Source organism: Dyadobacter sp. LHD-138 (assembly GCF_030929615.1).
GTDB lineage: Bacteria > Bacteroidota > Bacteroidia > Cytophagales > Spirosomataceae > Dyadobacter.
Window position 1 is genome coordinate 56,501 of record NZ_JAVFVU010000023.1, and the last position, 25,207, is coordinate 81,707.

Here is a 25,207-nt window from a genome sequence, read left to right on the forward strand (position 1 = left end):
AGTTTTTTTGCAAAATTTAAAATTGCTTATCATGGATTCGTTACCCTCCCGTTCCTGGCCTTACATTATTTTATTGCTTATTCCCGTGTTTACGTTTGGTACATATATATGGGTAAACGCCATCAATGTACCGTATAACGATGATGAAGCCTTACTCATTACCATCAATTACATCCACGAACAGGGTTCCGGACTTTTTAAAAGTCTCATCCAGCAGCACAACGACCACCGGATCTTCTTTTCACGACTGGCAGGGGTAGTGATTGATTTTTGGTATGGAAAAATCAATTTTCGTACCATGATTATTTTTGGTTACATAAACCTCATCCTGGTAGGGCATTCGTTTTACTTGATTTACAGATCATTTGGTAAAAACCTGCTTTTGTTTCTTCCGGTCTCCGTCGTACTGTTTTCGCCCATTGTATATGCTACGCAGCTATGGAGTATCACCGCTTTTGAACAGAACTTGTCCATCGCTTTTTCGTTATACTGCCTTTATTTTCTACAACCCGAAAAAAAGAAAACCTGGCTTTGGTCTATTCCGCTGGCCATTGCTGCCACGCTTGCGAATCTGGATGGCGTGAGTGTAATTCCAATTGCGCTTTTTTGGCTGATAACCCAGAAACGTGTGAAGGAAAGCTGGATTTTTGGCGCGTTTTCAGTGGTTTACATTTACCTGTTTTTTGTCAATTTTCGATTTTCATCTGCATCCCATTTTCCGTCTATTTCCCAGTTTGTACGCATCGTATTCAGGGGGTTTGTAGGACTTTCGGGCTCAATCGTCAAAGTATTGTCCGACTCACATGGCTATTTGATGGCGATTGCATTTGGCGGGATAATCTTATTGACTTCCTGCGTCTTCACCGTAATCAAATATTGGAACCTGATCAGGAAACCCAACTGGGTTTTTTCAATCAGTCTTACTGAAATATGTTTTTACAAGCTGCTGGCCTGCGTTTTAATGGTTGCCTTGGGGCGCTCAGGCGATAACCCGGAAAGTATTTTGTCGATCCGGTTTCAGATCTATTCAGCGGGTATTTTTATCATGTTTTATCTGTTCGTATTAAGCCATCTCAAAGCCGGGCGATTTCAAAACCTGCTCTTTTTTGCATTTCTTTTTGGAACGTTAACGCTGAACCTGTTGGCGTATGTGAAATATCAGAATGCGGTGATTGTTCATAATGATGAATTAAAAGTGGATGCGTTTAACTACCCGGCCCACAACTTTTTCATTCATCAGTATTCGGGTGCGCCGGATCCGGAAGCAGCATTTTACACCTATTATGATTTTCCGGAATATCTGAAAAAGGATTGGATTTCCAGCTGGGGCATGGCGTTGAAAAATCAGGGGCAGGAATTGAAAGCAACTTTTAAGAGCCAGGCACTAACGAAACCAGATGGATTTAGGGACAGTATTTATCCGGTAGTCACTTTAGAAATAGGTAATTTGCCTTCCCTTGTCCCAAAAAGAAATGTTTATCTGGCTTTATTCAAGCGGGAAAATGTACTTAATCCGGTGCTGGTAGCCGTCCGGTCGCCAAACAAAGGGTGGGTTAATAATCTATTGAGCCAGGTGTCTGAACCGCATTCTTTTACTGCCGTTTTTCCTTCCAAAATCCCCGGCGGTTTTTATGATATCGTCTTGTGCTGGACAATTAATAATATTCCGGACAGCAGAATTGTCATCCGGAATTTTAAACTGGGAAATTAGCGTGCGCTATTTAATCCGTTCCAGTAAAGCCATATAAAATCCGTCATAACCTTCATCGGCAACAGACGTACGGCGCTCATCGATCAGTCTCCATCGGTCTCCAAATTCCATGATGAACCGGGTGACCTGATTTTCAGATTCTGAGGGTAAGAGGCTGCACGTTGCATAAACCATTTTGCCGCCTCTTTTAACCATTTTGGAATAAGTGCTCAGGATATTCCATTGCGTATTGCGGATCGTGTTGAGGAAAGTCGGCTGGAGTTTCCACTTTGTATCGGGATTTCTGCGTAAAATGCCAAGTCCGGAACAGGGTACATCCAGCAAGAGACGGTCGGCCGTATCTACTAGTTCCTTGATTGTTTTATCTGATTTGATCAGTCCGGTCGAGAGGATTTTAACGCCATTACGTGTAGCCCGTTTTTGAAGTTCCTCCAGCTTGAAATTCTCAATATCCAGGGAAATGATACGCCCTTTATTTTGTAGTGCCGCTGCGATCTGAAGGGTTTTTCCGCCCGCACCGGCGCAAGCATCAATAACGGTCTGACCCGGATGCAGATCCATAAAAGGTGTAATTAGCTGAGAACCTGCGTCCTGAATCTCGAAAAATCCCTTTTTGTAACTATCCTGACCTGCGACGTTCTGTCTTTTTTTAAGGACCAAGGCTGTCGGGATCTCTGCGACAGTTTCCACTTTATCTTCCCCGAAAACGGAAATGACCGTTTTTAAATCGGATTTCAGGGTATTGACACGAAGTACAAAGGGCGCCTGGTTGTTTAAGGCCGTGAGCTCCTTTTCCCACTTTTCACCCAATTCTTTTTCACCGATTTCGTCAATCCAGTCGGGAACAGACTGCGCGATTTTACGAACTTTCAGGGCTTCCTGATACCGGTTTAAAACGGTTTCTATATTAATTCCTTCAAATTCAGCCCATTCGGGCAGAATATTATCCGTGTCCAGATGAAGCTGTGTGGGTTTGATGATCTGCCAAACACCGACGATTTTCCAGAAATCAGCAGGTTGGGTAACCTTTTCCATACCAGCCGAAAACTTGATCAGACGCCACCAGCGCACGATTTCATAGATATTCTCAGCCAAAAAAGCGCGGTCACGGGCGCCCCATTTTGGATTGGATTTTAACAAACGTTCAACGACACGGTCGGCTTGTTGCTTGTCCGAAAATATGTGTTGCAAGGCATGAACAGTAGCCTCAATGAGTCCTTTATATAGTTTCAAAGTTCAGACAGACGGGATGGTCCGGAATTAGATTTTACACCGATCACTGCAATCGTGTTATGGGGCAAAGTTCGGTAAAGTTTTTGAGGTAATGATCCCTGACAAATAATAATGGAGGGAAATTGATTCTGACGATCTGTGCTGGCATCCTTTTTGATGACACCTTATTCTAACCATTTATTGTAAATTGTTATGGAAAATATAAGTATGCCCGCGGATCATAAACAGGTTCGGTTTAAGGATCGGAATGGTGTTCGTCATGAAGGGATTTACAGAGAGGTTTTGAAGGCTTTTGTTGACACCGAAGGAGGGAAAGATCCTGAGGATACCAGCAATATTTATCCGGAACATAAAATCGTTGACTGGGAATACCTGCACAAGGATAAAAATCCAGATTCGGATATCAGGGCAAGTATTTAACAGGTGAAGTGGGTGTAATCGCTTGATTTACTGAGTGATATAAACAAGTAAGCCGTTGCGTTATGGATTTGAATCTGTCCTTTTTCGTATAACTGTGGCAGATACAAGGGTAGAATCCGTCCGAGTATAAAAAAATCAGGCTGGAATAGTTCAGTGATTTACTTTAAAGACACGCACAATCACATAACATAGTTGATTCCACAATAGAAAATTCATGATTAACAATTTTATTATGGTAGGTAAAGCTGACATATAAGTTTTTACCATCGGAGGACAAATTACCATTTACGTCAACTTCTGTTTCCGTATAATTTCCCTTGTTATCACGTGAGCGGATCATTCCTTTTTTTGAAAAAGACTCATTTTTGTTTAAAACCAGAGAAGGGATCGTAACATGGTAACAACATCCACTCAAGATATATCCGTCTTTGTCTTTTGAAAAAGAGGAACATGGAGCGGACCAGGTTTTGACATCTGCCTCGGGCGATAGCTTTTTTGAGTTGCAGTGCGCTAAAATGAGTATCAGGAACGATAAGTACAGGATTTTTTTCATGGTACAAAGGGCTTTATGGATAGACAACAATCTGACCACAAAGGTTGTAAGCGAAGCCTTTGAAATTATCACAGCCTCATTTTTTCGAAAACGTAAATATTTTCACGGTCTCATACCTGCGGCCTCCTTCCGGTTTTTTCAAAAGTGTCATATCAATGGCTTCAAAATTGTATTGAATAGCAACGGATTGCCACTCGCTCCACGCCAGTTCAAACTGATCTTTTCTCATTCGGGTGGCAATGGTCAAATGTGGATTCTGAATAAATTCTGGCTTCGTTTTTTGATATGTTTTCATGAGATGCCCGGCTTTTTCCTTGACCAGAATGGCTATTTGGGTGATAGGTTCCTTGTTTACAACGTCCATATAAATGGTAGAAGAGGCAAACCTTTCGAACTTATGCAGTTCAACTAAAAATGGATTCGTTAACAGCGCAACTTCATCCAGATAACCTACAAATTCTTCCTGCTCATTTTCATTCAAGAACGAATAAGCCAGTGTGAAATGAGGATATGACCGGTCGGCGTTCCAGCAATTGTATTTTTCCTTGTAAATGCGTTTGATGCGCATGGTTTCGTCTTTCACCTCCTGATTGGGTGAAAGAATTAACAGATACTCGCACATACGGCCTGGTTGGGCTGGAAAAATAGTGTCGCTCATGATTTCAAAATTTTAAGGTTTTACCGGTTAAGGTTTGGAAATATAAATCAATTCTTCTGAAAAATAAACCACGCCGCAACATATCGGCATGGGTGTGCGTAGCTAAAAGTCATGACCAGTAGCAACGGCGCGATTACGACCAAAACAGCCGATGACGGCCTGAATGACGGAACTTTTATATACATCAACGGGCGAAACATTTATGCATACAGTACTTCCAGTGATGCCATTGACTCCGAAAGAAAAATAACGGTAACCGGCGGAAAGCAATCGTCCATCTTTACCAAAAGCAGCCTGGTAACAAAAGTAAGTGGCAGCGTAGGTCCGGAATGCTGGTCATTGGCCTTCACGTTGTCGAATGATCTTGTTCATACCAAACGCTTTTGAAAAACCAGCCTGCTGATAAAAATCCGCAAGGCCCTCTCCTGTAAAGAGCCCGGCTAATGCTCCCGCCGACGCATGGGTATCCAGCCATTGTGATATCGCCCGCATCATCGCGGTTCCCACGCGTTGCCCCTGCCAGTAGGGGTGGACCATCATATCTTTTACATAATAAAAGCTGACGTTATCTCCCAGTAACAAAACACATCCCACGGCTTCTTCAGTAGCAATGTCTTCGGCGACAACAGCGTGAAGTACTGCGGACAGCTGAAATCTTAAGACCTCATCACTGGCGGTTGTTGACCAGCCAACGGAGGATATTAGTTTTCTGTATTCCGATATCGTTGGTTTTCTGTGAACAATGCGGATATTTCCCGGTAACTGTTTGCTAACCGCCTCGCGGTCGGAAATTTGATCGGCAAAGCTCAGGTAATAGCCGTTAATCTCGCGGATCGTATACTGCGTCATACCCCAGGGTTTATTTTCAAGGGGCAGCGCGATGTGAATGCCTTTCTTTTGATGGAGTTTATAAAGCGTACGTATGTTTTTCACCCTGATCCAGATCGAATGACCTTCGGAGACCGAAGCCAGTTCAGGATTCAGAGAAAATTGGACAGACACGTCGTGCCAGGAAACACCGCCATGATCGGGTGGATCGCCCCAGGTCCATTTTCCGGGAAAACCCAGCACGTTATGCCAGTATGCAATGGTCTCCGTAATGTTTTTGACACAAAGCACCGGTTCAACGTGTACAAAAACAGGCTGTGGATCATTTTCTTGATTGTCCATGGCAGGTATTTTTCAGATATGTAGCAGTAATTTAAAAATTTTTGATGGCCTGCTCAAAATATTTTGAGTGAATGCCGTTTACAATCAACAGGTTTTGAAGAAAAAAGAAAGTCCTTAACAATTAAAACAAACGCGGGGACAAGGATATCGATTTGTGGCCAAAAATGGGGAAACAGCAAAATTAATGCTGGCTTGATCTTGGGTTAACAATCTAAGTTTTTCTTTGTCGGGTAAATTTCCTGCCCTGTTTTGTTTTAATATGGACGGCATGACGCTGCTCCCGACCTGTAACTTTTATCCTATGAAAACCCTGACCGGCCTAGCCCTGCTTCTTGCCCTTCCTTTTATCAAACAAAACGATACGGACAATCTTCCCATGAACAAGATTCAGGTGATAGGGTCGCATAACAGTTATAAGGAGGCGATTGACCCGGCGTTGTTCAGGTTATTTCAACAGAAGGATTCGGTTTCGGCAAGCAAAATTGATTATGCGCATATCAGTATTATTGACCAGTTGAACATGGGTTTACTGAATTTGGAAATTGATATTTATGCAGATGAAAAAGGCGGGAAATATGCACATCCCAAAGGATTGGATTGGGCTGTCAATCAGAAAAATTATGATCCGGAAGGAAAAATGAAAGCACCGGGCTTTAAGATTTTTCATATGGTAGACCTCGATTTTCGGAGCCATTACTTAACATTTACGGATTGCCTCCAGGATTTGAGAAAGTGGTCTGAGGCGCATCCTGACCATCATCCGGTATTTATTACGCTTGAAGCAAAAGACCAGCCATCGAAAAATCCGGAGTTAACCGTGCCGGAAAAATTCACGGAAAAGACATTTGAAGACGTGGACAAAACGCTCCTGAAATATCTGGGAAAGGAACACCTGATCACGCCAGATATGGTGCGGGGCAAATTTGAAACCCTGGAAGCCGCCGTACTGAAAAATAACTGGCCGACTTTGAAAGAGGCAAAGGGTAAATTCGTTTTTGTGCTGGACGATAAGGAGAGTAAAAGAGCGTTGTATATCGCCGGACATCCCTCGCTGAAAGGGCGCGTGTTGTTTGCGGATGCCGACCCCGGAACTCCGGAGGCGGCCGTGATGATCAGAAATAATCCCAAGGCGCCTGAAATAAAAGACCTCGTAAAAAAAGGGTATATCATCCGTACCCGTGCCGACGCGGATACGCAGCAAGCGAGGAATAACGACAGGAGCAGTTTCGATGCGGCTTGTAACTCGGGCGCGCAAATTATAACGACGGATTATTTTGTAAAAAGTACGCACTTCAAGTCGGATTACGTTGTAAGTTTTGGCGGGAATACCTATTTCCGGGTAAATCCGCTTTTTGCAAATGAACATTCAGGCACCGGACGCTAACTCCGATTTGCAATGGGTGTTGCCCGGTCCAGCGTTTGTAACGCTGATAAAGTGTAAAAGAAATTAACCGCGAAACGTTGATCAAAAAATGCCCGCCAAATATAGACGTTATTTGAGGGGTAATCTGTTAGTTATCAGTGTTTAAAGGCTTGGGGTTTTTATTTTTTAAGCAAGATATTGTCCGGTAATTGCTTAGTTAAAATAAAGGCGTTTCTTTACCGCTGATTTGCAAACCCCTTCCCTATGTGTAGAAGACTTATACTCTCCTTTGTTGTTTTACTGCAACTGCTTAAAATGACTGTCATGGCACAGCCAAAACCGGTTATAGAATCTTATTTATCCGGTTTTACCCGACCGCTTAAAGTGACCCACGCCTATGATGCCAGATTGTTTGTGGCAGAGGTGGGCGGAAAAATCAAGGTGGTGAAAAATGGCATTCCCATTCATAATCCTGCTTTTCTGGACATCAGTGCAAAGATGAATAACATTGAATGGGCGGGTATATATAGCATCGCGTTTCATCCCAACTATCAGGTCAATGGTTATTTCTACGTTTTATACATTGTGAAAGATGGGTTTGAGGCCCAGGTTTCCCGTTTTCAGAGAATAGGAAATGCTGATTCAGATATTGCAAGCACAGTGGAAACACCCATTTTAACGATTCCTTTTACAAATATTGACGCCGGGCACAGGGGAGGAGATATGGCGTTTGGAAAAGATAATTTTCTCTACATTACGACAGGAGATAACGGTCCGGGGAGCAGGGGTGTACCGGGTGATCCTGAACTTAATGCACAAAATCCGGACAGACTTTTTGGAAAGGTGATAAGGCTTGACGTGGATAGCCCGGTTCCGGCTGAGAACATATTGCAAAAGATATGGGCCAAAGGTTTACGGAATCCGTGGCGGTTTAGCTTTGACCGTTCCACCGGCGATTTTTGGGTAGGGGATAATGGGCAGGACGGCTGGGAAGAGATTAATTTGCTGAAAGCTACCGACGTGACCAGTCCTAAAAACTTTGGCTGGGACTATATGGAGGGCAATGCGGTTTACAGAAATTGCAGCTGCGATATTGCGACGAGTTTTACGGCTCCCAGGCTGGCGTATCCCGGTTTCACGAACAACGGCGGCAACAGTGCTTCGGCGATTGGCGGCTATGTGTATCGGGGTACCAAATACAATTCTTTCAAAGGATGTTATTTCTTTGCCGACTACATATCCACCAAAATCGGGATGATTACGCCCGATGGTTATACGCATGGCGCAAAAAGCGGCTTTTTTGAGGATGTGTCTTATCCTTCGATCGTTTCTTTTGGAGAAGACAAAGATGGAGAACTTTACACGGTTTCCTTTTTCGACGGAACCATCGGGAAAATTACGCTGCCAGGCGATCCCCTTCCTGTTGAACTGGAATATTTTACGGCCAAAGCAGAGGAATGTGTTGTAAGCCTGCAGTGGAAAAGTGTTATGGAAGACAGGTTTTCTCATTTTGAATTGCAGCGCAGTACAAATGCCGGAACTTTCGAAACCATCAAAACAATACCGGCATCCGGAGCAAATCACGTTTACAGCGTTGCTGATGCGAATCCGTTTGAAAAAAATACGTTCTACCGTTTGAAAATGGTGGATAAGGATGAGACTTTCGAATACAGCCGGATTTTATCGGTAAACACACCCTGTACTGCTGATCCCTTGTCGGTTTTTCCCAATCCAACGACGGATGGGTTTAAGATTGGCGGTCTGAAACCCGGCAATATCGTTTACGTATATAGTACGTCGGGTGCACTGGTCATTAAGACGAAAGCAACTACCGAGGCGGCGCTTGAACTCAGCCTGAAAGGATTTTCCAAAGGCATTTACACCATCAACGTAGAAGACAGTGAAACCGGTATTGTAAAAAAAATGAAGCTTGTGAGAGAATAGTTGTAAAAGGCATCCCAAACCCGCACCTGTTTCGTGAAAGTGGGGGTCTGGGTAAACCGGTTTTACAAAAATAATACGGAGGTAATTTTTACTTTCAGCCCTTCGGCTACGGCCATTCCCAGTAGTGTATCAATTTTGAAAAAATGATAAAGCTGCTGCCGGACCACTTGATCTTTGTCCGGAGCATCAAGCCCCTGCATCGTTTTAATGATGTTGCCAATCAGGTTAACTTTTTCTTCAGGGGATAGCATTTCCTTATAAAAAGTCCCGGACAACGGTTCATCATCGGACAACCAGCTTCCTACATTCAGGTTCATCAGCAGCGGTGTTTGCTGAAAAGAGGCTTCGGTTCTATCGATTGGCGTCTTATAGGGCATTTGAGGAAAGTATCTTATTTCTTCCAGTTCGAGATGGCTGTTGCGTTCCGGGTTTTGCGTCATAACAAAAGAACGTTGTGTTAGATAATACATAAGTTTGCCTGCCGGTCTTATCATAACGAGCGCGAAGACCGGCTTCACCCTCGTTGTGTACAATACCATTTAATAGACAATGCAAAGTTCACTTCCCCCTATGACCAGGTCGATTGCCAAATTCGAGTATACGGGGGACTACCGGAAATTTATTTTTTTTCTGTTCTGTATCAAGATTTCGGACGCAAGCGTTTCCTCCCTGTAACTATTGTTTTACATCGAGTTATTTGCTATTTTCAGGAAGAAATTACAGATTGTCGGAGTTGTCTCAACGAATTAAAGAGATGAAAAAACGGGAGTGTATTTTGTGGATATTTCTGGTGATGGTTTTCTGGCAATGTGCCGCCGATAGGAAAATGCATCGCGTCGTCGTACTGGAAAGAGCGGAAACAACCGTGGCTATTCATAGCGGAGGCTCGTTGAAAGTAAAAATACCGCTGCAATCCGGCACGGGATATGACTGGACACTGGACAAAGGCCAGTCACAAATTGAAGAAGTATCGTCGTCGGTTCAGAAAACCAACGGGCGAAAAGTGGGAGGAGGGACCATGAAAATATTTACGCTGCATTCGACGAAGGCAATGGGTGAAGACCTGCTGAAATTTAACCTGGCCCGCTCTTTTGAGAACGGTCCAGTAGCGGAAACCAAGCTTCTGAATGTGATTATTCAGCCCTGAAATACTTAATCCGGCGCAGTGAATTCCATGATCAGAATGATTGCGTCGTTGGAAAGTGCCTCAAATTCGAGTTCTTCCAGGTTGCGTAGGGATAACCCATCGCGTGCTTCCATCAGTCTGTTTTGAACCTCAAAAGCTCCCTCGATGATGAATACAAAAATTCCGTTGTCAGGATTTTTTAACGGATAAACAGCTTCTTGTCGCCCCTCAAATTTTCCGATAAACGCATAGGCTTGCTGCTGAATCGTCACATCTTCGACATATGGGGAAAACAGCGGTAATAGCTGATTTCTTGTTTCGAGATCGATGCTCTTTTCCTGCATGCTAGCCTCGAAAACCGGCTCGTCGTTTTTTAACCAGATCTGTATAAAATTGACCAGGTCCTCTTCGTAGGGATTGGTAATTTCATATTCCATTCCTTTCGCAGCCGCAAAAACCTGAAACTGGCCGGCTTCCAGGATGCCTGTTTTGCCGAGACTGTTCCGGTATTCCAGAGCACCAACAACTGGCAAAAGGATAACCTCCGTGTTGTGCCCTACCTGCATACCCAAGCTTTTTCCACCAGCCAGTGTGTCATCATTGAAAACCTGTAAATTCCCGAATGGGGCACGGTTTTCATCCTGATACAGCCCGAAATTAAAGGTGTGAAAACTACGGAACATGGATAATTGTGATAAGCCGCGCTGGCCGGCAAGATAGATTTGTCCTTCTGTTTGTGTGATCATATCGGGTTGCTTTCGGTTGTGAATAACAGACAATCTTTTTCGGTATCAGATTTTTTCGAACCAAGAATCACGCTGGAAATATTCAGGTACGGTTGAAGTGCAATCATTTCAGTTTCCACTTCGGTACCGGATTGAAGGTTTTCGCGCTGATCGCCGTAGGCAATGAGCAGTTTGCCATCCAATGTGTCAATCCAGGTGACAGGTTCGCTGTAAAAGTAAACAGCAATTTTGTAACCATCCTTATCTTTCAGGTCAGCATGAATAATTTCGAACCTGAAACGGTTGAAAGGCAAGCATAATTTGCCGTAAACATTGACGATATCCGGGACAATATCTTTCAGTTGCCGAATGTAATTAATCGCCGCCGTGCTGACCAGATAATTCAGATTGCTGGCAGCAGGCACGTTTTCCGTGATTTCCTGAAAAGTATTGTATTGGCCTTCCTGGTTGTAGGTCTGCGCCTGCATGAAAAACTCCATCCAGGTATCTTCAAAAACATATTTGTCCCATACCTTTTGCGCGTCGGCATCGATGATTTTGCGATAGCATAATTGAATAAGTCCCTTTGTCATTTCACAATTCGGTTTATTTCCGGCTGTCAGAACAGAAAACTGACAGCCTCTGTTTAATTAGCCATTAACAACGATCGTGTGCGTAAGCACGTAACCGTCTGCAACACTGCCTGTAAAAGCAGCCAGTTCGGTACCGACACCGTCGCCAAAAACATTATCGCTGGCATTGGTCGTGTCCTGTAAACCATGGCTTTTGTAAGCACCTTGTGCATAAACGGTATTACAAATGGACTGGTCAAAAGCGATTTGGGTAACCAGCAAAGACGTGCCTGCACTGTTGTAAATGTGCACATGGATATGCGGAGCGCGTCCTGAATACCAGCCCGGATAGATACTGGTGAACGTTACCAGCCCGTTAGCATCGGTTGTTTGGCGGCCACGCAGGAAATGCACACTGGTGTAATTGGTCGACTGCATACCGCTTCCGCCATACTCGGAGTAATTTCCATCGGCGTCGCAATGCCAGATATCCACGATCGCGTTGGCTAGCACAGCACAGCTGGCGTTTTTGTTTTGGATCGTGATTTTAACCGTAAGCTTTGTTCCGGAACGTCCCGACGTGATATCGGCCATCACCAGCGAGCTTGGTGTTTTGGTCGGAAACGGTCCTGCTGTTTCAGAAGCCGTTGTAGTACAGGTGCCCGTTGTTGTTCCGGTCGTCGTGCCTGTTGTGGTTCCGGTGGTGGTAGGATCAACGCTGTCGCTGCTGCATGCACCGACCATTGGCAGAATAAAAGATGTGCCCAATGCCGATAAGAAACCTCTTCTTAAAAATTCTTTACGTTCCATAAGTTTTAGTAGTTCTGGTTTTTTAGACAATACGCCCGAACGCAAAGTGTTGTTGCTGAAAGTGAAGAGTTTGAGGTAAAGCATATCAATGTTGCGGTAAATTGCTGCATTTATAAATGGCCCGGGCGGGATTAAACACATAAGCTGTTAATTTGCCGTATGAAAAAATACTTCCTTATTATCACCGTGCTGGCTATGGGATGTACCGCTGTCAGGCACCAACCCGGCGGGAATGATGGCTCCCTGAATCTGACAGCCGACGGAAAATTATTTACTGCATTGTTTCAGCAGCGTGCCGCGGAATACAAAGCGCTATGCCTTCAGGCCTTTAATATAGCCCATCTCCGGGTTGACCAGGCATTGCAACAGCCGCAATCCAAACCGCTCGCTATTGTTACGGATATCGATGAAACCGTTTTGGATAACAGTCCGTATGATGTCAAACAGTCGTTGCAGGGAAAGGATTATGAGCAGCAATCGTGGGAACAGTGGACCGATTTGTCGCAGGCAGATACCATCCCGGGCGCTTTACCTTTTTTGAAATACGCAGCTTCCAAAGGCGTGAAAATATTTTACCTGACCAATCGTGCAGAAGCGGAGCGCAAAGGCACACTGGCTAATCTGGTGCGTTTTGGTTTTCCGGATGCAACGAACGATCATTTGATATTGAAGCAAACCCTATCATCCAAAGAAGCAAGACGGCAGACGATCGCTGAAACACACCATATCATCATGCTGATGGGCGATAATCTTGCTGATTTTAGCGCATTGTTTGATAAAAAACCGGAGGATGAACGGCTGAAAAATACTTATTTGTCGGCGGCTGAATTTGGCAAACGGTTTATTGTTTTGCCCAATCCGGTGTACGGAGATTGGGAAAGTGCAGCTTACAAGTACAACATGAAACTGACGCCTGTCCAAAAGGACTCACTAATCAAAAGCATTTTGAAAAGTTATTGATTAGTGAGACGTTAATATTTTTTTTCGCTCTTTTTGCCATGATGATCTTTATCATGAATCGGGACGACGTGCGTCAATTTTTCTGTTCCCGACAGGTTATAGTTTTGGGCTGTGAAATTTACTTCTCTAAGCAGCATTATGGGTCAGGAAAATACAACGCATACTTTTCATATACCGGTTTTAGGACTGGGATATTCTGTTGATACACCGATCAAAGTTTCTCATTTCGGGATTTCATCCGTGGCCTCGATCGTTGATGACGAAATGATTGAACGAATGAGAAAATTGCATACACTGGAAAATGGTGAAAAATATGTTCCCATTCACAGCAAAGAAACGGATTTCAGAAGTCGGCGGATTACCGAATATCTGAATCTGATGGACCGGATTGTGAATAAGAATTTTGAAACCTTGCGGCAGGAGTCGTTTAGAGAAGGCAGTGGTATCAAACGTTATTTTGAATTGTTACCCGATAGTGCTCCCTTGAAAGGACATTATCTTAAAATGCTGGCGTCATCCGATGCAGAGGAGAAGTTGCGGATTGAGCAATATTTGCGTGACAATATGCAAAAGGGCGCGATTGACGTCAATATCATGTCGAAAGTGGATAAGCTGAACCGTGATGTGCATGGTGAAATGCTGCCGGATGAATTCTCCGACGCTTCGGCCGCGCTGAGAGGATTTGCCAACAGCGGCCTTACTTCTTCCCTGGTATTGTCGGCCGGGATGAACCCAAGATTGTATAACTATCTCGAAAATTTCAAAGATTTTTACCCGGATGCAAACGGGCAGCTGCGTAAGAAGATTATTTTAAAAGTGAGCGATTTTCGGTCGGCGTTTATTCAGGCAAAGTTCCTCGCCAAAAAAGGAATATGGGTTTCGGAGTTCAGGATTGAATCGGGACTGAATTGCGGTGGCCATGCTTTTGCCACCGAAGGTTATCTGTTAGGCCCTATTCTGGAAGAATTTAAAACCCGGAAACAGGAAATGTTCGAAGAACTTTTTGCGCTTTGTCAGTCGGCATTGCTAACCAAAAATGTAGCGATAAATCAGAAACCCGGTTTGAAAATTACGGTTCAGGGCGGGATTGGAACGGCGGAAGAAGATCGTTTTCTGCTGGATCATTACCAGGTAGACGCAACCGGGTGGGGGAGTCCGTTTTTGCTGGTTCCGGAAGTTACCAACGTGGATGACGGTACTTTGAAGGATTTGACAGAAGCCGATCATGACGATTACTATGTGAGCAATTCTTCGCCGCTGGGCGTGTTGTTTAATAATTTCAAACGAAGCAGTGCCGAAAAACAGCGTTTGGATCGGATTGCGGCCGGACGACCTGGAAGTCCCTGCAAAAAGAAATACCTGGTATCCAATACCGAGTTTACTGCGGAGCCGATTTGTACGGCATCCCGTCAATATCAGCATCTGAAAATTAAACAATTGGAGGAAATGCAACCGCGCCCGGATGATTTTGAAGCGCAATTAAGCTGGATTACGGAGAAACTTTGTCTTTGTGACGGTTTGAGTGCGTCTGCGTTGTTGAAAAACAATCTGTTGCGACAGCGGGAGAATAAAGCCGTATCCATTTGTCCGGGGCCAAATCTTGCCTGGTTTTCGAAAATTTATTCCTTAGACGAAATGGTTGGTCATATCTACGGGAAAGTAGATTTACTGAGTCAGGTGAAACGTCCCAATATGTTTGTCAACGAGCTGAATTTGTATGTGGATTATTACAAAAAGGATGTTGCAATGAGTGCGAAAATGCTGAATGAAAAGAAGAAAAAATATCTTCAGAAATTCAGCGATCAGCTAATAGCCGGGATTGATTATTACAAAAGACTGATACCTCAATTTGAGAATCAGACCGAATCTTACCGGGCGGACATGATCAGCCAATTGAAAAAAGTGGAAATGGATTTGCTTGCATGTCGATTGGAAATGGCTTGATATCAGTTGGATATCCGGTCGTAATTTGATCAAAACGGCCGGATACCCGACTGAATGCTAGTTTTCTTTTATTACCAGATAGTCATTTCGTCCAAGGGTAAGATAATAAGCCATGATCAAAAGCGCTGGAATATTGAGCCAGACCAGATAGCTTATGTTGAAAAATGTACTTGCAATAAAATGGATGATGATCACCGCAAACAGGGAGGAAATGATCAGATTTCCATATTTAAAGACATCAACCGAGAAAGATTTTGTTTCATTTTCATGAATTGAAAATGTCACTTCTTTACTGCCGTACCACCCGGATTTTACACTGATCTTATGGCTTCCATCCGGGATGTCAAATTCAGATGTTTCTCCATTATAAACCGTTCCAAGCTCCTTTCCATTATTCAGGACCTCAATTTCTTTGGTTCGTTTATTCCATTTTTGGGTAAGGGTTATCTTTAGTTTTGGCATTGTCTGGTAAGATTTATTTTAAAATGTCCGTTGCGAAAATGATTTTTTTGCGTTATTCTTTGCCCTCGACAGTAGGTTTAGTTCAAAACATATCCCAATTCCTTCATACGGTTGATAAAAGCGGTCAGTTTGGCGTCTTCAATTAATATATGGTATTGTTCCGCCTTGACCACCAGCTTTCTCAGCACCTCATCCTGAACAATCATACGTTGCAGGCCTTTGTTCTCCGGGGGAATCGTAAAGACCTGTATCCTGGATTGATGGACAATACTTTTACTGTTAACGACAAGTTCCTGCAAATAATCTTCCCAAAACGCCGGCAATTTTTGTCCGATGGTTTGTTTGAATAATACGATTTTATTTTGGATATCTTTGGTTGATTTACATTCCTTCAAAAACTTCCCGGTACTAAATTGATAGCGGTTTTCACTGACTTTGGTTGCGTAATTAGCCAGCATGGTGTCGCCTAGCACGATATCTCCTTCAATGCGAATGATGGTACTGTTTTCATCGAAAGATAACGTCGTTCGATTGTCATTTGCCGGGGCGGCATATAGTTTGGTAAGTCCCAGAATATAGGCACCCAGATTAGTCAACCGAAAAGCATGAAGCCTGTCATAAGCCGTATACTGATTGGGAACAGCGGAGTCTAGTGCCAGGTCCATAAGTCCCAGTGCCGCAAGTAAATAAACATGACCCGCCAGATAAGGTTTCCACACAAATTGGTGGATCATACCGTGATTGAGGGAAACCGTTTGCTTTTGTAAATTTCCATTTCTGGTTATTTCATATTCTGCCTGTATTTTATTCCTCAAATGCCAATCCGAGAGGGGCAGAATATCCAGAAAGCGGCTTTGCACAAAGTTTTGTAAATTATCGAAGCTGATCCATTCGTTTTTAGGAAGTTGCTTGAATACTTTAAGAATGTTATCTGTGGGGCCTCTTTCATAATCGTAAAAACTAAAATAGTTAAGGCCTTTCAGGTGTGTCAGTAAATAAGGGGCTGTCTGTTTTGTGAAAAAATCAGAGGCAAACAACTTGCCGATAATCTGCTCCGGAGTGTCCGTAATTGTTTTGATCTTAAAATCATCGGAAAGCAAACCTGCCAACAGCAATGAGCGGATCGGAAATTCAGAATCCGGATTGAATTCAGTTAATTTCAGGGCTTTCGACATTTTTTTCGCAGAAGCCTGGTTGGGATTCCCCTTTTGAGAATACTTGATATTCCCCTGAGCGTGGTAGGCAATGATTCTGGGCAATTCGCTGAAAACGATGCTTTCGGTCCGGTGTAATGCAAATCCGCTGCCCGGTTCCGGGATGGCGGTGAATTCATAACCCTCCGGTTTAGGCATCTGAATGGCGAGCAGTTTACGCAGGGCAAGAGGGAAACTAAGTAACAAGTCCGTGTGGGCCAGGCTCAATTCCTTATCCCCGTAGTATCCATTTGGCTCTAAAATGGTGATGTATTGCCCCCAGACCGATTTTACCTCGGGGATCAGTTCTGTTTTGTAATAGCTGTTCCATTCGTGCTTTTTGAAAAGAACGCTCTGTTTAAAGAGCGCCTCCAGTGCTTTTCTGTCCAGCCCTCCGTACCAAACCGCCTTCGTAAATACTGTATGCGCTATTTTTCCGAGGTTTGCCAGATAATCGGAGATGAATTGTTTATCGGAGTATAGTTTAAATGCAATGTCCAGCATATCCTCTTTTATAGGAACTTTCCGGAGATCTTTTATACCGAACAGAGATAGCTGGCTTTGGTATTTTGCCTCGTTTAAGGTTAAAAATTTTACGACAGGTGTATAGAAAAATTTCATGATGAAATCTTTGTTTTGACCAGCCAATTCCAAACGGAGTATTTTGATTTCGTCCTTGGTCATCATTTTCCTAATATAAATGCAATATCATCCTCACTCAGACTTTTCACGGAAGCCCCGTCACTGGAAATAATGGCATCGAGCAATGCGCTTTTTACTTCCTGAAGTTTTAGTATTTTTTCTTCAATGGTACCCAGTGTGATCAGCTTGTAGCTCATTACCTTTTTGTCTTGTCCGATGCGATGTGCACGGTCGATGGCCTGGTTTTCCGCAGATTTGTTCCACCACGGATCGAAAATAAATACCATATCCGCGGCGGTAAGGTTGAGCCCGGTACCTCCTGTTTTGAGGGTCAGTACAAAAACTCTACAATCCGGATCATTTTGAAACCGGTCTACGAGTTGCTGCCGGTTTCGGGTACTTCCGGTCATGGTCACAAAGTCGATACCCCGCTTGTCGAGTTCTTCGCCAATGTCTTCAACGGCGGCCAGGTAATTGGCAAAAACCAGGACCTTATGTTTGTTGGCAATGGCGTCTTCCAGTTGTTCAATGAGTAGTTCCGTCTTGGGCGAGTCAATTTTCCCATCCGTTTGTGCTCCCGGAATGGATGCGATCTGACGTAGTTCGTTCATAGCCTGGAAAACAAAAAACTGGGATTGCTGAATACCTTTCATGGCGACCTGCTGTTCAATGGCATCTTTATAGTATAGCCGCCGCTGTTCGTAATAGCTGGCCTGTTCTGGGCTCATTTCCACAAACAATGTTTGCTCGATTTTGTCAGGCAGCTCTTTGAGTACGTCCTTTTTTAACCTTCTTAAAATGAAAGGATAGATCTTCTTTTTTAGCGCTAAGGTCGCATCCTTATCGTCATATTTTTGAATCGGCGTCAGGTAATGATGGTTGAAACCCTCGGCGCTTCCAAACATGGCGGGATTCAGGAAGCGGAATAAGGCATAGAGTTCGGAAAGATTATTCTCTACGGGTGTCCCGCTTAATGCCAGCCGGTATGACGCATGGAGGAGTAATACCGCTTTGTGTAACTGACTGTTCAGGTTTTTTACGGCCTGAGATTCGTCGAGGATCGCGTAAAGAAATTTTTCGTCCTTCCAAAACTCGATATCATTACGTACCATGGCATAGGTGGTCAGGATGATATTTACTTTTCGGGCTTCGTCTTTATCCCGGTTGGTGCCGTACCAGGTATAAAAAGTAAGCTGTGGCGCAAATTTTTTCAGCTCATTTTCCCAGTTAAAAAGCAAAGATTTAGGCATGGCTATGATCGAAGTCAACCCGGTTTTATCCTTTGCATAAACTTCCGCCAGCAGTGTGATCGTTTGCAGGGTTTTTCCCAGTCCCATGTCATCGGCCAGGCATCCGCCCAATTTATTCTGGTGCAGATACAGGAGCCATTTGTAGCCTTGTTGCTGGTAGGGACGTAGTTTTGCATTGATTTCCGGGAGTTTTGCTTTTTTATCAGCGAGCCCGTTGAAACCTTCAAATATATTTCTTGCTTTACTGAACTGCTCTTTTGCAGCACGTTCTTCGATCAGCTCCTCTACCAGCGGAAGGTCAAAAAAGGATATTTCGATTTTATCCTTATCCTTTTTCTTTTTGAAAAGACGCTGGAGTTTCTGCATATAAAGCTCATTCACGAGTGCCTGGCTACCATCTGCAAGAATGATGTAACGGGTTTTATTAAACTGGTTAATCGCATCAAAAAGCGAAATCTTCTGATCGCCAAACTCGAGGGTGGTTTTCCCTTCAAGAAAGTCGATCCCGTGGCCCACCTGCACATTTAGTTTCGGCGGATTTACATTAATCTTGTAAGATTTTAACTTTTCACTACCTACCAGTGCATATTGGCCAATCAAAGCAGGGATATCCCTGTATATAAATTCCGAAGCTATGTTTTCAGGAATAATTAGTAAATTCTCTTCCTGGATAATTCCGTTGTTGCTTTTTTTCTTCCCCTTTTCTGCATGTTTATTTAGTGTTTTTTCAATGAAAGAAAGGTGTTGCTCAACATGCACCTGCTCGATCGGGCGCACAGTAATGGTTTCTTCCATTTCATTGATCACCGCAAAACGGAACAGGTCATATTCGTCAAGAAAATCGACATCGGTATTGGGCATAAGCTGCCCGATGCGTAAGTAAAGCGAATTGTCGGCATCTACTTTTTCGAAAATAAGAGCAGGCCTTGATTTGATAGGTTCAGCGTCTCTTTGCACCGTATAACTCTCGTATAACAAGGTTACATTGTCGAGGTAAGAGAAAAACAGGGAAAGAAACTTCTGTAAATCAGCAAGCGGTAAGTTTTTAAGATTAAAGTTTTCCAGAGAATGAAAAAGTGCGCCTACAGGCTGTGTTTCCAGCACAATATTACTGCCAGCGAGCCACACATGTTCTTCATTGATAAACTGGAAATCGGTAAATTCGGCATCCGGGGTTATCAATGCCAGTTGAGACGAGAGCGACTGCTCACTCGTTTTGCTAAGGATTAATCGTAGTTGGGCTGTCCCGGCTCCTGCTTTAATGACTTCATCATCAGGATTGATAAAAATACCGCTTTCAAGTAATTGTGGGATCAGGTATGGGTGTTCATGAAGGTATAACCTGCTTTCAGGATTTTCCCAGTCAATGGTGAAATGGCTGCGGTCCCGGATCATGTAGATCGTTTTGGCTATACTTCGCTGAACGCCACTATACTGACGGTAATCAAAGGTTGCGTTTTTGCCGGTTTTGTCAACTGTTTCAATAAATGCGCCTTGTTGATCGAACTGAAGAAGAAAAAAAAGCCCCATATCTTTTTTAGGGGACATATCTTTATATTCTGTAAAAGATTTACTTCGCTTTAATTGCTCGAAAATAGACATTTTATATTGGGTTGGAACAAAAACAAAGTAAGGGAAAAGAGGATTGCGATGCAAGAATGGGTTTGGCGACAGATTATACTTCTTCCAATTTTTTACTTAGGCTTCCCAATAGGGTGTTTAGAGAATCCGGGAGATTTTTTAAGATGTTCGTAAATGTTATGGAAACACGGTAACTGACATTTTTAGGAGAATAGCGTTTGGAGAAATGCTAATGTTCGGCGCTTCGAATGAAGGTGAATTCATCGATTAAACCCCTAAGTTTTTTGAAAAGGGGAGTGCGTAGGTTCCCTTTTGCCAGTAAGATAAATTACAGCGGTACGTTACAGGCAACCTCGGAAATTGAGGAAATAAAGTGGCTCAACTACGCTGATCAGGATAAAATTTCTGATGTGGATAAAATCATTTTTGACTACCTGCCGACAAAAGAGCTCCTGGATTAGACAGTAAACCGGCTCAAAGTCTCCCTGGAAACGCCTAGGTAAGAAGCCAGCAAAGTTTTGGGCAAACGCTGATAAAGCTGTGGATATTTTCCGATCAATTGCTGATAACGCGCTTTGGCGTCGTATTGCAGAAATGATAAAATTCGCTGCGGCAGGGCCACATATCCTCCATTGGTTTTAATCCTGAAAAAATGTTCCATTTTGTGCATCTCGGAGCATAACTTATTTTTATTGGATGCAGTGAGCATGAGTGCTGTAACGTCTTCAATACAATCGATATTAAGCGTAGCTTTTTGCCGGTTGAAAAATGCCTGATAATCCGTTACCCACCAGTTTTCCATAGAAAATTGAAGGATATGGTCTTTACCATCTTCCTTGGGATAAGTTGATTTCAGTAGGCCTTTCAGGACAAAATACTCGTGGTCCACATCGTTGCCTTCCTGCACGACAAACTGATGCTTCCGGAATTTTTTCGGCTCAAAATGTGACAGCACATAATCAAACTCTTCATCCGTCAGCGTGATGATCTCTTCGAAATGTTTTCTTAACTGTAAACTCATACGCTTTGAATATCAATTGAATGTACGGTGGGGAATGATGCTTTTTTACGGCTTAACCACAGTAGCGGTGTGATATTTGTCACAGAAAAACAGTGATCTGTTTCCTTGTTTTCAGTGCGTCGTTATGCCCAACTTTGCATAAAAAACATCATGAAAATCACATCATTCTTTTCCCTGCTGCTGATTCCATTGCTTGCCGTCAAAGGTTTGGCGCAGGGCAGCACAAATGTAAATAAACAAACGATGAACAATATGCAAACGAAAAAAGTCCTGATCGTAGTTACTTCTTTTGATGAAATCCCGGTGACGCATACAAAAACCGGAATCTGGATCGAAGAATTTGCGGCTCCCTATTTTCTGTTCACGGATCAGGGTGTTGCACTGACCATTGCATCACCCAAGGGCGGAAAGGCGCCGATTGATCCTAAAAGTACAAGACCTGATTTTAGCACCGCTTCGGTGAAACGGTTTTTTGCCGATCCGGTTGCACAGGAAAGACTGAACCATACGGTTCCGCTTACCGATGTGAACCCGAAAGAGTTTGACGCGGTGTATTACCCTGGTGGGCATGGACCGATGTGGGATCTTCCTCAAAATGCTAAATCAATCGAAATTATCGAGTACTTCTATAATGCAAATAAACCGGTTGCACTGGTGTGTCACGCACCGGCGGCGTTGAAAAATGTTAAGGCTAAAAACGGAGAACTGTTGGTAAAAGGTAAAAAAGTGGCCGGGTTTACCAACAGCGAAGAAATCGCAGGACAGTCCACGAAAGAAGTGCCATTTTTGCTCGAAGATATGCTGAAAGAAAACGGTGCGGACTATCAGAAAGGTGCCGACTGGCAACCCTTTGCAGTAAGTGATGGCGTACTCATTACGGGCCAAAATCCTGCCTCGTCTGAACTGGTAGCCGAGAAAATTATTGGAGCTTTGAAGAGCGCTGAATAATTACAAGATGCGGAGATCCGTGCCGATGAAAAATCCAGAACCCAGGTTCTGGATTTTTTGCCGTTGGATAAGAAGTTGATTTTGTAACTATTTGGTTATGAGTATTTGTGTTTAAAATTCGTAATTTCAATATACAATTATATCGATAAGATCATGGACCAGGAACTCGAACAAATTCGCGATCAGCAAAAGGAATCATGGAACCGGTTTTCTCCAGGCTGGAAGAAATGGGATGACCTGATGATGGATTTTCTGAAACCCATGGGGGACGAAATTATCAGTCTGATAAAACCCGGGACTGATGATTACATACTGGATATTGCCTCCGGCACGGGGGAACCCGCTTTAACCATTGCATCGATGGTCAAAGGTGGAAAGGTAGTGGCGACGGATATCTCGGAGGACATGCTCGCAATAACCAGCGAAAACGCGGAAAAGCAGGGAATTGATAATCTGGAAACCAAAGTCTCTGATGTTTGTGCGTTGCCTTTTGCCGATCATACTTTTGATGCGATCAGTTGTCGTTTCGGTTTTATGTTTTTTCCTGATATGCTTTTAGCGGCGAAAGAAATGGCGCGGGTGCTAAAACCGGGCGGCCGAATTGCCACCTCGGTTTGGAATGGTCCGGAAAAGAATTTCTGGGTAACGGCCATCATGGGGACGATTAACAAGAATATGGATTTGCCTGTGCCTCCACCTTCATCTCCAGGTATGTTCCGCTGTGCAAAAGCAGGTTTTATCAGTGATTTATTTGCGCAGGTTGGGCTGAAAAATAGAACGGAAAAAGAAGTAACCGGAAAACTGAACGCCCAGACCACCGATGTATACTGGAATATGATGACCGAAGTGGCCGCTCCTTTTGTTGCTGCTTTAAGTAAGGCTGACGATGCGATGAAAAAGAAAATTAAAACAGAGGTCTATGATTTGCTCGCACAAAAATATCCCGACGGGAACGTTGTGATTGACTCAAACGCTCTTGTGATTTATGCCGAGAAGTAAGCGTATCAAATGCGTTGATTATGCGCTATTCTGCTGTCGTTGGGTCAATAATGGCTGAAACCTCACTGACCGAATTGGCCGGGAATCCTCCTTTTTGCGCATGTTCAAAGATCATTTCCTTGTTTGGCGCGATGTAAACACAATAAATCTTGTCGCTTGCCACATAACTGTGCACCCATTGGATTTCAGGCCCCATGAGTCTTAACACATCGCAGGATGCCTGCGAAATACCTTTTAATTGTTCGCTACCCAGTTTTCCGACATCCGGAATTCCCCGTTCAATGACAAATTTTGGCATGATTGCATGATCGTTTAAAGTGAAAATATGATGACAAGTAAGATTATTCCGGGGCTCAGACTTTGATAGAGCCTTCGATCAGTTCTTTAAATTCTTTGATGATATCAATGACTTCAAATATTTTGGCTAAGCTTCCCAGCAAAGCGTTCAGGTAATCCAATAGATCTTTTAAAATGTTGATAAACGTCATGGAAGATCTGTAACTGACATTCTCGGGAGAATAGAGTATCGAAAAAATTCTTGTATTCGGTACTTCGGACGGGAAAAATTCATCGATAAAGTCTCCCAGTTTTTTTGAAAAGGTGTTTAGTAGGTTCGCTTTTGCCTGTAAGCTATAACGGGTAAACCCGATACTTTCCAGTTTGCGGTATAACGTGCCCTCATTTTGGCTTTCGTCATAAAAATTTAAGGCTACGTGCAATGACGTGCTGGTTTCCTCCCACGCTGACTGGAACATTTCGTTGGTTAAATCACCGATGTTTTTTTGACCTACCCAATCGGCAAAATTGAAAGGCGCTTCAACAAAATCTTTGAAGAAATATTCAAGAGACACTAAAAAGCTCCTGACAATCGCTTCGTCATTTTCTCTCGACAGATCAAACCGGGGTAACGCATAGCGTACCATCTCTGAAAAGATAAGTGGTTAATGATAGACAGTTTTTCAAAAGAAAAAAACTGGTACAAACCCCTTGTGCTTATTAAAGATAAGCTAAAAAAAAATGCAATGCGAATTATTTTATTATTCGGTAATGGGTTGATTTATTGTAATTTAGTATTGATATCTTATTCGGTCTGTGGCCGGATTTAGAGCAGAACGTGCTGTTCAAGGAGCCGGGGAGTGACAATAATTAATCTTTATATCAATAAGTTTCCAACACTTTCAGCTTGTTCCTATCATTTATTTTAATTCCTGAAAACGATAATTTGCAACAGACCAAACCTGCCGCCATTAATGCTCCGCCGACAATCAACGCGGAGGCATCCGTGGTAAAATGTTTATCATCCACTCCCTTGTTGACAAAGGCGGCGCCGATGTAAATCAAGCCTGCCATAGGAAAGTAGATTGCTGCTTCGGTGACAAAGGGGATCCGTCTGGAAACTTTGATAAGTCTTATGTTTTTAAACGGAATTTCCTGGTAATCCATCCTGCTGGCAGCTTCGTTTGTAATGCCAATGGTGAAGGATGAGTCGGTAATGCTGGCTATGATTTCGTTAAACCGGATTTTTTCATTCCGAAGCCTGAACTTTATTTTATCGCCCGGGAAGAAACGATAACGCCGGAAACCGCCCAGGAGCGGCGAACAATCCAAAGCCAGGAATTTCTACCCGGCATTCCCCCGGCTCTTTTGATTGCCATTTTGTTTAAAAAACAGCTCTTCGCTCGTTAGTGCTTTTCGCGAGTCATAACGGTCCTGTGCGCGGGTAGGTAAGGTTCCCCAAACCAGTAAAAGTAGCAGTGCAATATATTTTCTCATGGTCGCCGGGAATGATTGATATGTAGTAAGTTATTCGTCGAAATCGGTTAATTCGTTGCACTGCATCTAATCTGGCGTAAGTAATCAGATTATACGCAGCAACAGCAAACACGAACCGTTCCGAAGGAACGGGCACCCAACAATAAAAA

26 protein-coding genes are annotated in these 25,207 nt (G+C 43.4%); 11 read left to right on the forward strand and 15 right to left on the reverse strand.

What is annotated here, in order from left to right:
- The first annotated feature begins 31 nt into the window (after positions 1-31).
- A complete protein-coding gene (locus tag RB622_RS18020; RefSeq protein ID WP_308047987.1) occupies positions 32-1,711 on the forward strand; it encodes a hypothetical protein in 1,680 nt (559 codons plus the stop codon).
- 6 nt (positions 1,712-1,717) lie between these two features.
- Here RB622_RS18020 and RB622_RS18025 read toward each other — a convergent pair whose 3' ends face one another.
- On the reverse strand, positions 1,718-2,944 hold the full coding sequence (locus tag RB622_RS18025) for an RsmB/NOP family class I SAM-dependent RNA methyltransferase (RefSeq protein ID WP_308047988.1): 1,227 nt from the start codon (positions 2,942-2,944) through the stop codon (positions 1,718-1,720).
- Positions 2,945-3,136: 192 nt separating this feature from the next.
- Between RB622_RS18025 and RB622_RS18030 the strand changes: the two genes are divergently transcribed.
- Entirely contained in the window at positions 3,137-3,364 is a 228-nt protein-coding gene (locus RB622_RS18030) for a hypothetical protein (RefSeq protein WP_308047989.1), read from the forward strand.
- Positions 3,365-3,993: 629 nt separating this feature from the next.
- Here the strand turns inward: RB622_RS18030 and RB622_RS18035 are convergent.
- Positions 3,994-4,575: a 2'-5' RNA ligase family protein gene (locus tag RB622_RS18035; RefSeq protein ID WP_308047990.1), complete on the reverse strand. Its 582-nt coding sequence runs from the start codon at positions 4,573-4,575 to the stop codon at positions 3,994-3,996.
- A gap of 111 nt (positions 4,576-4,686) precedes the next feature.
- On the opposite strand from RB622_RS18035, the gene RB622_RS18040 reads away from it, so the two are divergent.
- Positions 4,687-4,962, forward strand: coding sequence for a hypothetical protein (locus RB622_RS18040; RefSeq protein ID WP_308047991.1), 276 nt, complete (start codon positions 4,687-4,689; stop codon positions 4,960-4,962).
- Here RB622_RS18040 and RB622_RS18045 read toward each other — a convergent pair.
- On the reverse strand, positions 4,912-5,745 hold the full coding sequence (locus RB622_RS18045; RefSeq protein WP_308047992.1) for a GNAT family N-acetyltransferase: 834 nt from the start codon (positions 5,743-5,745) through the stop codon (positions 4,912-4,914). The genes RB622_RS18040 and RB622_RS18045 overlap by 51 nt on opposite strands.
- A gap of 301 nt (positions 5,746-6,046) precedes the next feature.
- On the opposite strand from RB622_RS18045, the gene RB622_RS18050 reads away from it, so the two are divergent.
- Both RB622_RS18050 and RB622_RS18055 read left to right on the forward strand, forming a co-directional pair.
- The gene (locus tag RB622_RS18050) at positions 6,047-7,129 is read left to right on the forward strand and encodes a phosphatidylinositol-specific phospholipase C1-like protein (protein ID WP_308047993.1); all 1,083 of its coding nucleotides are present in this window, start codon (positions 6,047-6,049) and stop codon (positions 7,127-7,129) included.
- Positions 7,130-7,432: 303 nt separating this feature from the next.
- Positions 7,433-9,052, forward strand: coding sequence for a PQQ-dependent sugar dehydrogenase (locus RB622_RS18055; RefSeq protein WP_308047994.1), 1,620 nt, complete (start codon positions 7,433-7,435; stop codon positions 9,050-9,052).
- Positions 9,053-9,114: 62 nt separating this feature from the next.
- On the opposite strand, the gene RB622_RS18060 is transcribed toward RB622_RS18055, so the two are convergent.
- On the reverse strand, positions 9,115-9,492 hold the full coding sequence (locus RB622_RS18060) for a catalase-related domain-containing protein (protein ID WP_308047995.1): 378 nt from the start codon (positions 9,490-9,492) through the stop codon (positions 9,115-9,117).
- 314 nt (positions 9,493-9,806) lie between these two features.
- Here RB622_RS18060 and RB622_RS18065 point away from each other — a divergent pair, with 314 nt between their 5' ends.
- Positions 9,807-10,199 carry a protease inhibitor I42 family protein gene (locus tag RB622_RS18065; RefSeq protein ID WP_308047996.1) on the forward strand — a complete coding sequence of 131 codons (393 nt, stop codon included), beginning with the start codon at positions 9,807-9,809 and terminating at the stop codon, positions 10,197-10,199.
- 5 nt (positions 10,200-10,204) lie between these two features.
- Here RB622_RS18065 and RB622_RS18070 read toward each other — a convergent pair whose 3' ends face one another.
- From RB622_RS18070 to RB622_RS18080, 3 genes are read right to left on the reverse strand one after another with little or no spacing between them, the layout of a single operon-like run.
- Entirely contained in the window at positions 10,205-10,924 is a 720-nt protein-coding gene (locus RB622_RS18070) for a pirin family protein (RefSeq protein ID WP_308047997.1), read from the reverse strand.
- Entirely contained in the window at positions 10,921-11,496 is a 576-nt protein-coding gene (locus tag RB622_RS18075; protein WP_308047998.1) for a hypothetical protein, read from the reverse strand. The genes RB622_RS18070 and RB622_RS18075 overlap by 4 nt, the downstream gene beginning before the upstream one ends.
- Positions 11,497-11,553: 57 nt before the next feature.
- Positions 11,554-12,285: an intradiol ring-cleavage dioxygenase gene (locus tag RB622_RS18080; RefSeq protein ID WP_308048044.1), complete on the reverse strand. Its 732-nt coding sequence runs from the start codon at positions 12,283-12,285 to the stop codon at positions 11,554-11,556.
- Positions 12,286-12,444: 159 nt separating this feature from the next.
- Between RB622_RS18080 and RB622_RS18085 the strand changes: the two genes are divergently transcribed.
- Both RB622_RS18085 and RB622_RS18090 read left to right on the forward strand, forming a co-directional pair.
- Positions 12,445-13,245: a 5'-nucleotidase, lipoprotein e(P4) family gene (locus RB622_RS18085; protein WP_308047999.1), complete on the forward strand. Its 801-nt coding sequence runs from the start codon at positions 12,445-12,447 to the stop codon at positions 13,243-13,245.
- Positions 13,246-13,356: 111 nt separating this feature from the next.
- A complete protein-coding gene (locus tag RB622_RS18090; protein WP_308048001.1) occupies positions 13,357-15,189 on the forward strand; it encodes a hypothetical protein in 1,833 nt (610 codons plus the stop codon).
- Positions 15,190-15,246: 57 nt separating this feature from the next.
- Here RB622_RS18090 and RB622_RS18095 read toward each other — a convergent pair whose 3' ends face one another.
- The 3 genes from RB622_RS18095 to RB622_RS18105 all read right to left on the reverse strand — a co-directional run bounded on the left by RB622_RS18095 (position 15,247) and on the right by RB622_RS18105 (position 20,284).
- Positions 15,247-15,651 (reverse strand): hypothetical protein, encoded by a 405-nt coding sequence (locus RB622_RS18095; protein WP_308048002.1) that lies wholly within the window; start codon positions 15,649-15,651, stop codon positions 15,247-15,249.
- Between the two features lie 77 nt (positions 15,652-15,728).
- The gene (locus RB622_RS18100; RefSeq protein WP_308048003.1) at positions 15,729-17,531 is read right to left on the reverse strand and encodes a hypothetical protein; all 1,803 of its coding nucleotides are present in this window, start codon (positions 17,529-17,531) and stop codon (positions 15,729-15,731) included.
- A complete protein-coding gene (locus tag RB622_RS18105; protein ID WP_308048004.1) occupies positions 17,528-20,284 on the reverse strand; it encodes a DEAD/DEAH box helicase in 2,757 nt (918 codons plus the stop codon). The genes RB622_RS18100 and RB622_RS18105 overlap by 4 nt, the downstream gene beginning before the upstream one ends.
- A gap of 317 nt (positions 20,285-20,601) precedes the next feature.
- Between RB622_RS18105 and RB622_RS18110 the strand changes: the two genes are divergently transcribed.
- Entirely contained in the window at positions 20,602-20,778 is a 177-nt protein-coding gene (locus RB622_RS18110; protein WP_308048005.1) for a hypothetical protein, read from the forward strand.
- Here RB622_RS18110 and RB622_RS18115 read toward each other — a convergent pair.
- Positions 20,775-21,338 carry a Crp/Fnr family transcriptional regulator gene (locus RB622_RS18115; protein ID WP_308048006.1) on the reverse strand — a complete coding sequence of 188 codons (564 nt, stop codon included), beginning with the start codon at positions 21,336-21,338 and terminating at the stop codon, positions 20,775-20,777. The genes RB622_RS18110 and RB622_RS18115 overlap by 4 nt on opposite strands.
- Positions 21,339-21,581: 243 nt before the next feature.
- Here RB622_RS18115 and RB622_RS18120 point away from each other — a divergent pair, with 243 nt between their 5' ends.
- Both RB622_RS18120 and RB622_RS18125 read left to right on the forward strand, forming a co-directional pair.
- Positions 21,582-22,286: a type 1 glutamine amidotransferase domain-containing protein gene (locus tag RB622_RS18120; RefSeq protein WP_409021629.1), complete on the forward strand. Its 705-nt coding sequence runs from the start codon at positions 21,582-21,584 to the stop codon at positions 22,284-22,286.
- Between the two features lie 153 nt (positions 22,287-22,439).
- Positions 22,440-23,285 (forward strand): methyltransferase domain-containing protein, encoded by an 846-nt coding sequence (locus tag RB622_RS18125; RefSeq protein ID WP_308048008.1) that lies wholly within the window; start codon positions 22,440-22,442, stop codon positions 23,283-23,285.
- 25 nt (positions 23,286-23,310) lie between these two features.
- Here the strand turns inward: RB622_RS18125 and RB622_RS18130 are convergent, their stop codons facing one another.
- The 4 genes from RB622_RS18130 to RB622_RS18145 form a co-directional block, all read right to left on the reverse strand.
- A complete protein-coding gene (locus RB622_RS18130) occupies positions 23,311-23,583 on the reverse strand; it encodes a DUF4242 domain-containing protein (RefSeq protein ID WP_308048009.1) in 273 nt (90 codons plus the stop codon).
- A 55-nt stretch (positions 23,584-23,638) separates the two neighbouring features.
- Positions 23,639-24,208, reverse strand: a complete 570-nt coding sequence (locus tag RB622_RS18135; RefSeq protein ID WP_308048010.1) for a hypothetical protein — start codon at positions 24,206-24,208, stop codon at positions 23,639-23,641.
- Positions 24,209-24,443: 235 nt separating this feature from the next.
- The gene (locus RB622_RS18140) at positions 24,444-24,893 is read right to left on the reverse strand and encodes a hypothetical protein (RefSeq protein WP_308048011.1); all 450 of its coding nucleotides are present in this window, start codon (positions 24,891-24,893) and stop codon (positions 24,444-24,446) included.
- A gap of 12 nt (positions 24,894-24,905) precedes the next feature.
- Complete coding sequence (locus tag RB622_RS18145) at positions 24,906-25,058, reverse strand: hypothetical protein (protein WP_308048012.1); 153 nt, start codon at positions 25,056-25,058, stop codon at positions 24,906-24,908.
- Between the last annotated feature and the right edge of the window lie 149 nt (positions 25,059-25,207).